Origin of the sequence: Mesorhizobium sp. M1027, from assembly GCF_040318745.1 — a bacterium.
GTDB lineage: Bacteria > Pseudomonadota > Alphaproteobacteria > Rhizobiales > Rhizobiaceae > Mesorhizobium.
This window is the reverse complement of the sequence record NZ_JAMYMW010000005.1, coordinates 213,311-225,986: the sequence shown is the minus strand read 5'-3', so window position 1 is coordinate 225,986 and position 12,676 is coordinate 213,311. Positions and strand designations below refer to the sequence as shown.

General features: G+C 62.0%; 14 protein-coding genes and 1 tRNA gene. 8 read left to right on the top strand and 7 right to left on the bottom strand.

Translation table 11 applies throughout. The features are described 5' to 3' along the window. The first annotated feature begins 43 nt into the window (after positions 1-43). Together NKH50_RS11990 and NKH50_RS11985 are read left to right on the top strand one after the other, a co-directional pair. Positions 44-466, top strand: coding sequence for a VOC family protein (locus NKH50_RS11990; RefSeq protein WP_352704230.1), 423 nt, complete (start codon positions 44-46; stop codon positions 464-466). 118 nt (positions 467-584) lie between these two features. Then, positions 585-1,496 carry an arginase family protein gene (locus NKH50_RS11985; protein WP_352477778.1) on the top strand — a complete coding sequence of 304 codons (912 nt, stop codon included), beginning with the start codon at positions 585-587 and terminating at the stop codon, positions 1,494-1,496. A gap of 119 nt (positions 1,497-1,615) precedes the next feature. Here the strand turns inward: NKH50_RS11985 and NKH50_RS11980 are convergent, their stop codons facing one another. Further along, complete coding sequence (locus tag NKH50_RS11980) at positions 1,616-2,563, bottom strand: S1C family serine protease (protein ID WP_352506773.1); 948 nt, start codon at positions 2,561-2,563, stop codon at positions 1,616-1,618. A gap of 168 nt (positions 2,564-2,731) precedes the next feature. On the opposite strand from NKH50_RS11980, the gene NKH50_RS11975 reads away from it, so the two are divergent. Both NKH50_RS11975 and NKH50_RS11970 read left to right on the top strand, forming a co-directional pair. Further along, positions 2,732-3,601, top strand: coding sequence for a S1C family serine protease (locus NKH50_RS11975; RefSeq protein WP_352506774.1), 870 nt, complete (start codon positions 2,732-2,734; stop codon positions 3,599-3,601). 7 nt (positions 3,602-3,608) lie between these two features. After that, positions 3,609-4,244: a helix-turn-helix transcriptional regulator gene (locus NKH50_RS11970; RefSeq protein ID WP_352506775.1), complete on the top strand. Its 636-nt coding sequence runs from the start codon at positions 3,609-3,611 to the stop codon at positions 4,242-4,244. Positions 4,245-4,250: 6 nt separating this feature from the next. Here NKH50_RS11970 and NKH50_RS11965 read toward each other — a convergent pair whose 3' ends face one another. Both NKH50_RS11965 and NKH50_RS11960 read right to left on the bottom strand, forming a co-directional pair. Continuing rightward, positions 4,251-4,640, bottom strand: a complete 390-nt coding sequence (locus NKH50_RS11965) for a type II toxin-antitoxin system VapC family toxin (protein ID WP_352506776.1) — start codon at positions 4,638-4,640, stop codon at positions 4,251-4,253. Further along, positions 4,637-4,903: a type II toxin-antitoxin system VapB family antitoxin gene (locus tag NKH50_RS11960; protein WP_352506777.1), complete on the bottom strand. Its 267-nt coding sequence runs from the start codon at positions 4,901-4,903 to the stop codon at positions 4,637-4,639. Before NKH50_RS11960 ends, NKH50_RS11965 begins: the two co-directional genes overlap by 4 nt. Positions 4,904-5,092: 189 nt before the next feature. Here NKH50_RS11960 and NKH50_RS11955 point away from each other — a divergent pair, with 189 nt between their 5' ends. Next, a complete protein-coding gene (locus NKH50_RS11955; protein WP_352878878.1) occupies positions 5,093-5,959 on the top strand; it encodes an SDR family oxidoreductase in 867 nt (288 codons plus the stop codon). A 52-nt stretch (positions 5,960-6,011) separates the two neighbouring features. On the opposite strand, the gene NKH50_RS11950 is transcribed toward NKH50_RS11955, so the two are convergent. Further along, positions 6,012-6,527 carry a TIGR00645 family protein gene (locus NKH50_RS11950; RefSeq protein ID WP_254820365.1) on the bottom strand — a complete coding sequence of 172 codons (516 nt, stop codon included), beginning with the start codon at positions 6,525-6,527 and terminating at the stop codon, positions 6,012-6,014. Between the two features lie 236 nt (positions 6,528-6,763). Next, positions 6,764-8,896 (bottom strand): OmpA family protein, encoded by a 2,133-nt coding sequence (locus NKH50_RS11945; RefSeq protein ID WP_352879127.1) that lies wholly within the window; start codon positions 8,894-8,896, stop codon positions 6,764-6,766. Between the two features lie 210 nt (positions 8,897-9,106). Between NKH50_RS11945 and NKH50_RS11940 the strand changes: the two genes are divergently transcribed. Together NKH50_RS11940 and NKH50_RS11935 are read left to right on the top strand one after the other, a co-directional pair. After that, positions 9,107-9,553 (top strand): YcgN family cysteine cluster protein, encoded by a 447-nt coding sequence (locus NKH50_RS11940; protein ID WP_352879125.1) that lies wholly within the window; start codon positions 9,107-9,109, stop codon positions 9,551-9,553. A gap of 245 nt (positions 9,554-9,798) precedes the next feature. Next, on the top strand, positions 9,799-10,158 hold the full coding sequence (locus tag NKH50_RS11935) for a hypothetical protein (RefSeq protein WP_023678277.1): 360 nt from the start codon (positions 9,799-9,801) through the stop codon (positions 10,156-10,158). Positions 10,159-10,288: 130 nt separating this feature from the next. On the opposite strand, the gene NKH50_RS11930 is transcribed toward NKH50_RS11935, so the two are convergent. Then, the gene (locus NKH50_RS11930; protein ID WP_352506781.1) at positions 10,289-10,999 is read right to left on the bottom strand and encodes an SIMPL domain-containing protein; all 711 of its coding nucleotides are present in this window, start codon (positions 10,997-10,999) and stop codon (positions 10,289-10,291) included. Positions 11,000-11,179: 180 nt separating this feature from the next. Between NKH50_RS11930 and NKH50_RS11925 the strand changes: the two genes are divergently transcribed. Then, positions 11,180-11,255, top strand: a tRNA-Ile gene (locus NKH50_RS11925). A gap of 21 nt (positions 11,256-11,276) precedes the next feature. On the opposite strand, the gene NKH50_RS11920 is transcribed toward NKH50_RS11925, so the two are convergent. Next, positions 11,277-12,509 (bottom strand): tyrosine-type recombinase/integrase, encoded by a 1,233-nt coding sequence (locus NKH50_RS11920; RefSeq protein ID WP_352878875.1) that lies wholly within the window; start codon positions 12,507-12,509, stop codon positions 11,277-11,279. Positions 12,510-12,676: the final 167 nt, after the last annotated feature.

Genomic DNA, 12,676 nt, shown 5'->3' with positions numbered 1-12,676 from the left:
AATTTACATGCAGACTGTATGTTATTCGCCGGGAGAAGGAAAGATGAGGACGACGAGCTATTATCCGGTGCTGATGACGGGCGATGTTGCCGGCACTGCAGCCTTTTATATCGCGCATTTCGGCTTCAAGCCGCTGTTCGAGGCCGACTGGTACGTCCATCTGCGCTCGGCAGAAGATCGTCGCGTCAACCTCGGCATCGTCCAGGGCGATCATGAGACGATCCCGAAGGAGGGGCGGGGCCGCACCTCCGGCCTGCTGATCAATTTCGAGGTCAGGGATGCGGATGCCGTCTATGAGCGGATCACCGCCGCCGGGCTACCGATCCTGCGAACGCTGTGCGACGAACCCTTCGGCCAGCGCCACTTTATCACCAGGGATCCCAACGGCGTGCTGATCGACGTGATCAAGCCGATCCCGCCGAGCCCGGAATTCCTAGCGCAATATGCCGATGGCGCGGCGGGCTGAGCGAGACAGCGGCCGCTGGCAGGAACTGTCCGCAGACGCGACGTGAGGGCTTTAGCCGCGTGGCCGGTCACGCCTTTGCGGTTTATGCTTTGGGGTTAATCAACCCTGGGCCTTCTCCATGCGTGAAATCTGCCTTGTCCGCGCACCCTCCAACCTTGGCCTCCGCCCGCTCCGGCCGGGGCATATTCCGGGGACCTGGCGCGCGCCGCAGGCGCTTACCGAAGCCGGCTTGGTCGAGATGCTTTCGCCCGCCAAAGTGGTTGATCTTGATCGGCCCGCCTATAGCACCGAGCCACAGCCGGGCACCCGGCTGCGCAACGGCAACGCCATACGCAGCTTCAATCTCGCACTCGCCGAAATCGTTGCCGGCGCGCTGGGACGAGGCGAGTTTCCGCTGGTTGTGGGCGGCGACTGCGCTGTCCTGCTTGGCGCGCTGGCCGCAGCACGGCGATCTGGTCCGGTTGCGCTGGTCCATGTCGATGGCCACAGCGATTTCCGCCATCCGGGCAATTACGACGTCAACGCCTCGCTCGGCTCGGCCGCCGGCATGGACCTTGCGCTCGCAACCGGACGTGGTGAGCCGTTGCTGACCGACTGGCCCGGCATCGCAAGACCGCTTGTCGCGGACGAACAGGTGATACAGATCGGCGAACGCGAGAACCGCAACGCCAACTTCGCCTGGCCGGACATCCATTCGACCGCGATGACGTTGATCGACGTCTTTGCCGTGCGCGAGCTTGGCGCGGCGAAGGTCCTGGACAAGACCTGGAGCACGTTGGCGCGAACCGGCTGGCCCCACTGGGTGCATTTTGACGTCGATGCGCTCGATCAGACAGTGATGCCGGCAGTGGATTCACCGGGCAGCCCCGGCATCGATCCTGACGATCTCGTCGACATTCTCACGGCGCTGGTGGCGGATCCGCGCTGCACCGGAATGGATATGACCATTTTCGATCCGGATCTCGATCCGACCGGCGAATTGGCCGCGCTGCTGGTGTCGCTGCTTGGCCGGATCTATGCGCCGCGATAGAGCCTGCCCATCCCGATAGGTTCGGGATGGGCTCTATCTTGTTTGACCATGATGTTGTCCGAAAAACCGGTTCCCACTTTTGCTGCGCTGACCTTCGGTTCGGGATCAAGGTCGAGCACTCAGCTTCGCGCCACTGGCATCACCGTGACCTGAGTAATGCCGGAGCGGCGCACCACCGTGCACAGCGTCTCGTGGCCGATGCGCTCGGCGTCGAGCATGCGCACCAGATCGTCGACACCGGTGACCGGGCGGCCGTCGATGGCGGCAATGATGTCGCCTTCCCTGAGGCCGGCCTTGTCCGACGGGCTGTTCTTTTCGACGGTGCGCAGGCGCACCGCCGTGCGGCTCGATACTTGCGACAAAAGGGCTGCGCGGCGCGGCAGGTTGGTGGTGTCGGCTGAAACGCCGATGAAGGCACGGCGCACGCGGCCGAAGCGGATGATTTCCGAGATGACGAAATTGGCCGTGTTGGAGGCAACCGCGAAGGCGATGCCTTGCGCACCATGGATCATCGCGGTGTTAACGCCTATCACCTCGCCGGCCGAGGACACCAGTGGTCCGCCGGAATTGCCGGGGTTGAGCGCGGCGTCGGTCTGGATGACGTCGTCGATCAGCCGGCCGGTGGAGGCACGCATCGAGCGGCCGAGTGCCGAGACGACGCCAGTGGTGACGGTCCATTCGAAGCCGAGCGGGTTGCCGATGGCAATTGCAATCTGGCCGCGCCTCAAACGCTTGGAATCGCCGAGCGGCGCAACGTCGGCAAAGTCACCGTCGGCGCGCACCAGCGCAATGTCGGTGTCGGGGTCGCGGCCGAGCACGCGGCCTTCCCTGGAAGCGCCGTCCGGCATTGATACGCGCACGCTGCGCGCATCGCCGACGACGTGGAAGTTGGTGACGACCAGCCCGTCCGGCGCGATGACGAAGCCGGAACCATGGCCGCCCGGGCCACCGATGCGCTCGATGCGGCAGACGGCAGGCCCGATGCGGTCGACGGCATCGGCGACCGTCGCCGAATAGGCATCGAGAAGGGCATCGTCATATTGCAATTGCTGAGCGGGCAGGGCCACCTGAGGACTCCGTTTGGAACAAGATGAACAATGCCTATATGTGCGGAGCAGCCGGACCGGCCGCGACCTGACCAGATGGCCAGTCAAATGCTCAACTAGCCGTCAGGCGAGTATCCGCCAACCCCCGCCGGGCGATATCTGGGTCACGAAGAACCCAGGAGACAAATCATGAGCGATTTCAATCTGAGCATGTTATCCGACGCCATTGCCGACATCGCGGCAGCTGCGGCACCAGCGACGGCCAGCTTCGCGACGCACCAGCGGACGTCAACTGCTTTCCACTGGCGGGACGGCTATTTCGTCACTGCCGAGGAGGCGGTCGAGGCCGGCGAGGAGATCGAGCTGACGTTTTCTTCGGGCCAAGCCGTCAAGGCCGAACTGGTCGGCCGCGACCCGTCCACCGGCACGGCCGTTTTGAAACCGGCCGGCGCGCCGAGCGCCCCGTCATTGGTAAAGGCGGAGGCGGTGCGGCCGGGCAATCTGGCAATCATCGCGGGCAATAGTGACGGTACGTCACTCGCCACCTGCGGCACGGTCGGCGAGGTCGGTCCGGCCTGGCGCTCGATGCGGGGCGGCACGATCGACCGGCGCATCAACCTTGCCGTCAATGCCGGCGGCCGTTTCGAGGGCGGCCCTGTGCTCGACGCCAAGGGCGGACTGATCGGCATGCTGCTGTTCGGGCCACGCCGGCGGGCACTGGTCATGCCTTACGAAACGATCGAACGGGCAGTCACGACACTGCGCGAGAAGGGTCATGTGGCGCGCGGCTATCTTGGCGCCGGCCTGCATCCGGTCCGCAATGGTGATACACAGGGCGCCATGGTGATGAGCCTGGACGATAACGGCCCGGCGAAAGCAGCCGGTCTCAGCCTCGGCGACATCATCGTGTCGTGGAACGCAGAGGCGGTGCATGGCCCGCGCGAGCTGATCCGCAAGCTCGGGCCAGACAGTGCCGGTGCCCTGGTGACACTCGGCGTGGTGCGCGGCGGCGAGAATCGTGAGGTTTCCCTGACCATCGGTGAAAAACCACTGAGCTGAGGGATAGATGGTAAGCGGTGAGGTCGCTGGCAGACGGCTGACGGTGCTGATCGCGCTCGCTGACGCCGAGCGCGCACGAAGTCTGTCCGCGGCTCTCGCCGCGACCGATGATCTGCGGCCGGTTCTGGCGGGCGATGTCGACGGGCACGGGGCGGCGGATGTCGCCATCGTCGATGACCATGGAGTACAAGGCGGTCTCTTCGACGCGGCTATGCCTCGCGTGCTGCTATTATCGCGAGCGGCCCGTGAACGGCCGGCCGATACAGTGTTTGCCGTGCTGCCGGTGCAAGCGGACGAGTTGCTGATCGCCGCCGCCGCGCGGCTGGCGGCGGCGGGCTACCGGATTTCGCGCGACAGCCATGCTCTATCCGATCTGCATCACGATTTGACCTTCCACGACAGCGGCCGGTTCGAGGAAGAACCAACTGACGAGCATATCGTCCGGCCGACGCTTTCGCCGCGCGAAAGCGAGGTGCTGGCGCTGCTGGCCGAAGGCGCGCCCAACAAGGTTATCGCGCGACGACTGGACATCTCCGTGCACACGGCGAAGTTCCACGTCGCGGCTATCTTGACCAAGCTCGGTGCCGTCAACCGCACCGATGCGATCGCCATCGCCATGCGGCAAGGCTTGGTGCTGGTCTAACGTGGATCAAAGGGCCGGTTCGATGTCGGTCAGCCGGAAGTCGTCACCCTTGAACAGCAATGGCATGGCTTCGAGACGGGCCGTAGCATAAGCAATGCAGTCGCCGAAGTTCAGAGCGGCAGGATGCCGGCCTTTGCCGTAGCGCAGGAAAGCCTGACGGGCGACAGCGGCGTGGTCGGCCGTGAAGGGTATCGTTTCGATCGAGGCAGTGCGCAAAAAGGCTTCGAAACGATCGATAATCTGATCCTGCCAGCGACCGACAAGCACCATTGTCGTTTCGAGCAATGTCGGTGCCGCAAGCAAACGTCTTTCAGCCTGGGCGATTGCCAAAACGAATCGATCGTAGCCCGGTTCCGCGCGCAAGATGGCGACCAGCGCCGAGGAATCGATGATCATCGCGTCGGGATGCCCAGCTCATCGTAACCGAGAATTTCATCTTCGCTCATCGCGTCTTCGCGCTCCGGTATTCGTGCGGCCCGTTCGGCAATGGCCATCAGACGTTGAAAGAGATCACCGGTCTCCTCGCGGGGCACAAGCCGTTCGCGCGCAACTTCCCGCTCAAGGCTTTGACGGATGGCCTCCGTCACCGATACCCGGCGGCGGCGGGCGAGCTCACGCGCCAATTGCTCGACCTTGGTATTCTTGATAGACAAAGCCACTTATATATTCTTCCTGTTTAGGTAGAATATAACAATTTTGCTCGGCGATTCAACGCGTCTCACGAAATCCACAACCCTCCGTGGCGTCACACCGTTACGGCCGCAGGCCCTTGTATCCGTCGTTGGTGCGGGCAAGGATCGCAAAGAGAAAAGATAGCGGAAAAGAGCGTAGCACAAGGAGACGCAACGATGTCGCTCAAGGGAAAGACGCTATTCATCTCCGGCGGGTCGCGCGGCATCGGACTGGCGATTGCGTTGCGCGCGGCGCGCGACGGCGCCAACGTGACGATCGCGGCCAAGACCGCCGAGCCGCATCCGAAGCTGCCGGGGACGATCTACACGGCGGCGCAAGAGATCGAGCAGGCCGGCGGCAAGGGGCTGCCAGCGCCGTGCGACATCCGTGATGAAGCGCAGGTCGCCGAAGCCGTCGCCAAGACCGTGGAGAGGTTCGGCGGCATCGATATTTGTATCAACAATGCCAGCGCCATCCAACTCACCGGCACGCTGGAGACCGACATGAAACGCTACGACCTGATGCACCAGATCAATACGCGCGGCACTTTTCTCGTCTCCAAAATGTGCATTCCATACTTAAGGTTGGCGGAAAATCCTCACATTTTGAATCTGGCACCGCCGCTCGACATGAAGGCCAAATGGTTCAAGAACCATGTCGCCTACACGATGGCGAAGTTCGGCATGTCGATGTGCACGCTGGGCATGAGCGCCGAGTTCGCCAGGGATGGCATCGCGGTCAATTCGCTATGGCCGATCTCTACCATCAACACGGCGGCGGTGCGCAACCTCTTGGGCGGAGCGACGGTGGCAGCGATGAGCCGTTCGCCCGACATCATGGCCGATGCGGCATACGCCATCCTGGTCAGGCCGTCGCGCGAGGCGACCGGCAATTTCTACATCGACGAAGAAGTGCTGCGTGCCGAGGGCGTCAGCGATTTCTCGACCTATGCGCCGGGCGCGACAGGCCCGCTCGCCGGCGACTTTTTTGTGCCGGACGAGGTGTTCGGGCGGACTGATACCAAAATCAAAGCTATCTACTGACGGAAGTATCTACCTACAGAAGTATCCTCAAAAGACCGGCACAGACGCATGCTCACTCCCCGGCTTTCTTGGCTTTGCCCAGGCCCATCAGCCGGTCGATATAAGCAAGCATGAATGCCGAGGCGACGAAGGCCAGATGAATGATGGTCAGCCACATCAGCTGGTCGGTCGTGTAGGAGACCGAGTTCAGGAACACCTGCAAGAGGTGGATCGAGGAGATCGCTACGATTGTCGAGGCGACCTTGACCTTCAGCGAGCCGACATCGATCGTGCCCAGCCAATGCACCTTGCCGTCATTTTCATCGAAGCGGCTGACGAAGTTTTCGTAGCCCGAGATGATCACCATCACCACCAGTGAGGCGACCAGCGCGGCATCGATGAGGCCGAGCATTTTCAGGATGGTGTCGGTGTCATCGAGCGTGAAGGCGACAGGAACGAACTCGAACAGCTTCTTGCCGAAGGACACGGCATAGATGGCAAGTGCCGCGCCCAGTCCGAGATAGAAGGCGACCAGCAGCCAGCGCGAGGCGAGAATGATCGATTCGATGGCAAGTTCGATGCGCTTCATGTGACGGTTCCGGGCTTCTTTGCGGAGCGCCGTATTTCGGGCAGGCTGCGGCGGTTTGCAAGGTCCTAAAAAAACGAAACCCCGCCGGGAGGGGACCGGCGGGGCTCGCGTGTCCCGCTGGAGTCGGGACAGGGCAGGGAAGCCCTGTCCAGAATTTGGGATTGGTAGCCGCGCGTTTCAAGATTGATGACCGCGCGACTCAATGGTTGATCAAATCGCGCGGTTCACATTGCGGTTTATTGGGCGCTGGCCACCGGCGCCACTAGGGGGGTAATCCGGCGGATGGCGACGCGCCGGTTCTCGCGATTGGGTCCCGACGTGTTTACCTTGAGATACTCCTCGCCATAACCCTGCGTCGTCAGGTTCTCCGGCGGGATGCCAAAGGCGTTGGTCAAGGCTTCGGCGACCGCCTCGGCGCGGCGGTCGGACAGAGCGAGGTTCGCTTCCGGCGTGCCGACTGCATCGGTATGGCCTTCGATCAGGAAGGTCTCGGCCGGGTTTTTCTTGAGCAGCTTCTCCATAGCGTTGGCAACACCCTCCAGCTTCTGGACCTCGGTGTCGGAAATCGAAGCCGAACCGAACTCGAAGTTGAGCGTATCGAGGTCGATCCGGCGGGCGATGTCACGCACGCGGGCTGAGCGCTTGACCTCGTCGACCGAATAGAGGCGCTGGACCCTCTCCACCGGCGGCCGTTCGAGGAAGGTGTAATAGTCGTCCGGATCCTCGACCTCTTCGGAATCCAGAATGTACTCCTCTTGCGGAATGGCAAGGCGCATCGGCGGCAGGTCGTCGCCCGGGTCGCGCCAGTCTGCATCATCGTCATAGTAGCGCTCGTCGACATAGCTCAGCACATATTCGCGCCCGTCAGGCGCGATGCGTGAACGCTGGATGACGTCGCCGTAGCGGTTGCGGATAGTGACGATCCGGACACCATTGTCACGCTCGACGATTTCCCGGGTGCGATCGCCCGACAGGTCCTCATAATAGACATTCCTGGCGCCGCGGTGCATGCGCGGGGCATCGCTGCTTTCCACGAAGGTCTGGTTGTTGAACTGCAGGATGACGCGGTCGCCGAATTCCCTTACGACGTTGGCGCCCTGCGGGCGCGGACGGCGGCGAACATCCTCGATGTCGGGCGCACGCTCGACGCGCTTGCCTTTTTCCTCGGTCACCGGAACGATCTTTTCAGGCTTGATCTCCTGCTGGGCTGCCTTGTCGTCGGTAGGTGGCGGTCCCTCCTCGATCGGAGCAGGCTTCGGGGCTTCCACCTGGTTCTCGCCCTGCTGGGCTGGCTGGTTGCCCTGCTGCTTACCGGCATTTTGGCCGCGCTCCTTGCCGCCCTTGCGCTTGCGCAAGACATCCTTCTGGCTGTCCAGTATGGGCGCCTCGTTCGGGTTGGCGGCGGCTTCGCCCTGAGCAGGGAGCCCACCCTCGGCGGGTGCTGCCTGTTCGCCCGTCGTCGTGGGCTGCTCACCGGTTGCGGGCTGCTGTTCGCCGGTCACCGGCTCTTCCACAACGGGCTTCTTGCCACGCTTTTTCGCCTGGTTCTCGGGCTGTTCGCCTCGAGCAGGAGCCGCTTGCTTCTCGGTTGGAAGTGGCTCGGCCTGTGGGAGAGGCTCACCGGCGGGGCGTTCCTTCTTGCGCGGCGCCTGTTCGGCCGGTGCCGCCTCGATCTGCTGGTCTTGCTTGTTCTTCTTCTTGCGCGGATTGACTTGCTCGTTGTTGTCGTTCGCGGGTGCAGCCTGCTCGGCCGGCTGTTCGGCAGGCGCGGCCTCCTGCTGTTGCTGGTCGCGCTTCTTTCTCCGCGGCTTGAGCTGCTGCTGATCGTCGTTCGCGGGCGCAACCTGCCTGGCGGGTTGCTCAGCAGGTGCAGCTTCCTGCTGCTGGTCGCGCTTCTTCCTGCGCGGTTTGAGTTGCTGTTGATCGTCGTTCGCAGGCGCGGCCTGCTGGTCAGCCGGAGCGGCTTCGATCTGCTGCTGCCTCTTCTTCCTTCGTTGATTTCCTTGCTGCTCTTCGCCGGAAGGGGCGAGCTGTTCGGCAGGCGCGGATTCACTCTGTTTTTGCTGCTCGCGCTTGTTCCTGCGCGGCTTCTGCTCGGGCTCGCTCGATTGTTCGGCGGGCGCCGCTTCGGTTTGCTTTTGCCGGTCGCGCCTCTTGCCGGGCTTCTGTTCCGGCTCTGACTTTCCGCCCTGAGCGCAGGCTTCGGCCGATTCGCCCTCGGCACAATTCGACTGCGCCGGGATAAACATTGCGCTGTTTTGGGCGGGGCCGAATGCGGTATTGCCTTGCAGCGGGAACGCGCCTAACGGCGCGGACGCCATCAACAGGCCAAGCGCCGTGCCTGCCAGAATCCGTGGTTGGCGTTTCATCATAAACACTCCTTGTGGCGTCCCATCCGTGCCCAAACTTTCAGTAACCATGTTTGGTTCCTGTTTGTAGGTCTTAGCGGTGGCACAGGGCGATTGACCGGCGTTTTGAAGGCGACTTCGTGTCATTCGTATGTTCCTGGCGTATCGTTCGGACGAGGCGCAAGGGTTGCCGTGCTTGACCTTGAGGCGTCCGAGGGCCACATGCCGACAATGGACAAGCCGTTCTGGAAGACCAAGACGCTCGAGGCGATGACCCCGGCCGAGTGGGAATCACTCTGCGACGGCTGCGGCAAATGCTGCCTGTCCAAACTCGAAGACGAGGACACCGGAGAAATCTACTGGACCAGCGTCGGGTGCCGGCTGTTCGACGCTGGAAGCTGCCGCTGCTCCGACTATGCCAACCGGCTGGCGCGTGTTCCGGATTGTGTCGGGCTGACGCCGCAGAATGTGCGCACCATCAGCTGGCTGCCCAAGACTTGCGCTTACCGGCTGGTCGCCGAGGGCCGCGATCTCTATTGGTGGCACAGGCTGGTGTCTGGAAGCGACGAGACCGTGCACGAGGCAGGCATCTCGATGCGCGGCCGAGTCAGCGCCAGCGAGACCGACGTTGCCGAGCCGGACGACTATTTCGACCATATTCTCGCGGACGAGCCTTAGGATTTTATCGCAAAATCGAGAATCCGGAATCGACGGCAAAACGGACGTTGTCCATCCACCATGCTATCCACCCTATGTAGCACCGCCGTCCATAGCACCGCCTTCAGAAGCGAGAGACTATTCCGGTTCTGCCTCATGAACTGGAGATGAATGGCCGGTTCGCAAAAAATTCAGACAGGCGGGTGCATTCTCCTCCCATAGGTTCGACGAAAACGGGTGGAAACCCTCAACAAGGAGAGAAGACAATGTTCAACACCATCAAGACCGCGGCTCTTTCGGCTCTTGTCGGTCTTGGCACGCTTGCTGCCATCCCCGCCCATGCGGACAGCATCTATCTCGGCTTCGGCAACAACCAGGACCCGCGCGTCGGCGTCTATACCGGCGACGAAGATGATGGTTACTATCGCGAACACCGCCGTCATGGCGGCTGGCGCCGGTCCTGTTCGCCGGAGCGTGCCATCGACAAGGCCGAACGCATGGGCCTGCACCGCGCCCGCATCATCGACATCAACCGCCGCACGGTCAAGGTCGCCGGCCGCCAGTATGGCGACCGTGTCGTGATCGTATTTGCCAACGAGCGCGGCTGTCCGATCATCTATCGCTAAGGTCTTCGGGCGTGCGGCCGGTTGACTTGCAGCCGGTAGAGTAGCGGAGCCCTTTCCGCCAGGACGGAAAGCGCGGCTCAAAAACCCCGGAGGATCGATCCTCCGGGGTTTTGCATGCTGCAAGCGATGATCATTTCAATTCGAAAGTCACCGTCACCTGTGCGGTATAGGAATTCTCGCCGGCTTGCACCGGGACGGACGCGCCAGCGGCATCGAATGCCTTGGCGTTGATCGGCATCGGCGGTGGTGCGAAATTCTGGTCGGTGATTTCCAGGACCCGGCCGATGCCGACGCCGGCCGCTTCGGCCAGCGTCTTGGCCTTGGCCATGGCATTGGCGACGGCCTTCTTGCGCGCCTCGGTGACGGCTGCCGCCGGATCGTCGTTGGAGAAGGAGATGCCGCCGCCCTGGTTGACGCCGAGCGACACCGCCTTGTCGAGAATGTCGCCGGTCTTGTCGATGTCGCGGATGCGCACCGACAGCGTGTTGGTCACCTGATAGGCGACAAGCTCGGCCTCCTGGCTGCCGTCGGGCTTGTTGGTGTAGTTATAGCGCGGGTTGATCTGGATGCCCGCGGTCTGCAGGTCGCGCTCCTTGATGCCGGATGATTTCATTGCAGCGATCACCGCGGCCATGGCGTCGTTATTGGCATCGAGCGCTGCACGTGCCGTCTTGGCTTCGCGCATGACGCTGAGCGTCAGCAGAGCCAGATCGGGTGCTATCGCCGCCTCGCCTTCACCGGTGACGACGATACGCGGCGGCGGTGGTGAATCGGCGGCGGCCGCGATCGCCGGAAATGCGACTGCGGCGGCGATCGCCAGGGGCAAAATACGTCTGGTCATAAAATCTCCTCGATCTGGGATCCCAAGGCCGCCGAGTAGGCCGCGTCCAATGGGCGACGTGCAATAGGTTATCAATATGGGCTGATTTGGGCGATCTCTGCCAGCCCCTTGGAACGCCTGCTCGGAAAGCCGTTGGAAAGCCTTGTGCGGTTCAGGGAAAAACACTAATCCAGCGCCGTGGGGCCTGTAGCTCAATGGTTAGAGCCGGCGGCTCATAACCGCTTGGTTGGGGGTTCGAGTCCCTCCGGGCCCACCATTGGCTTTTGTGGCCGTTGATTTAATTGGATTTTTTGGCCATTTTTGTCCCACCTCTTTCAACCCCCTCAGAAAGTGGGACAATTTTGTTCTCTTTTCGATCGATAACCAGCAGGTATTTCGCCGCTCTCGCTACCTTCCGGCGACGCGCTTTCTTGATGTAGTGGTCGGGCTGCTGGTACGTAGTCCACCCATATATCGCCTTCAGCTGCTCGTGCGTCGCGCCGTTCTCAGCGGCGATCGTCGCGCCGGCCTTGCGAATTCCATGAGCACTGCAGTGCGGCAGCTCAGCTTGATCACACCACTGGCGCATCTTGTTGCCCAGACCGTTCTCCGAGAACGGGCGACCATACTCATTGACCAGGAAGGTCATCTGGTCGGAGGGCGTGTGCTCAAGTTCCGCCTCTAGTTCGGGCAGAAGCGGGAGCTCCACCAACACCGCATCCTTGTTACGACTGGTCTTCCCAGGCTTAATTCTGATCCACTTCTCCCACTGCTCGGTCTCCTCGTTGTAGACGAGCGTGATGTGCTGTCGACCGAAGATCGCGACGTCGGACAACCGCAGGCCAGTAAACATGAAGATCGAGAGCGCACGTCTGGCTGCGGTACCCAGCGGATGCCGCTTCTCATATTGAACGATCTCCGACACGTCCCATGGGTGCCAGCCGTCGCCGCTCTTTAGCCGTCTGATGCCGCGGGCGGGATTGGAGTCGACGCCCGGAATCTCTGTGTCCTTTGCCCACTCAAACATCGCGCTGATGGCTTTTACGATATTGTTTGCCGCGCCAAGGGCGTCGAGCCTGGTGTCCCTGATCTCCTTAACATGAGACCGTTTCATACCGGCGAATGGCAGAGATCCCTTGGTGGGATACTGAGGATCCGGGTCACCTTCGAGGGGATGAGGTAATTCGCATACGCGCTCCAGAATTGCTCGTCGGCGCGCCATAGTGTCTTGGGTGATTTCCGTGCCGCCCCGACGGTAATACTCCTGGCAAAGCCACAGCAACGTGCCTTTCTTCGCTGGCTCGGAAGGCTTGGGGAGGCGCCGGCAAATCTCGGGAAGAGTGCCGGGCCGAACATAAGTGACCTCGGCGCGCGCGCACCGCAGTTCCTCGAGGAACTCGTCGCTGCCGGTCGGTTCACGGAGCCGGACCTTCTTCCGACCCGGTGCGCGAAAATAGTACCGATCATTGCCGTGGCGATCAGTGTCCTTCACTACGCCCTTAAGATCGATTTTCACGGGCTCATCCGTCATGTTCGTGGTTTTCGATCCCAAGGATTGTCTAGTGGCGGCGAATCTTCGTCAAGCTTTGGTGCTCCTCCGATTTGGCGGTGAGGGAGCTTTCGAAAGGCCAATACAAGTTCCTCGACGTCCCAAACAATGCGCCCCTTGCTCGGCATTCGTGGCTGGGGCATCCGGCC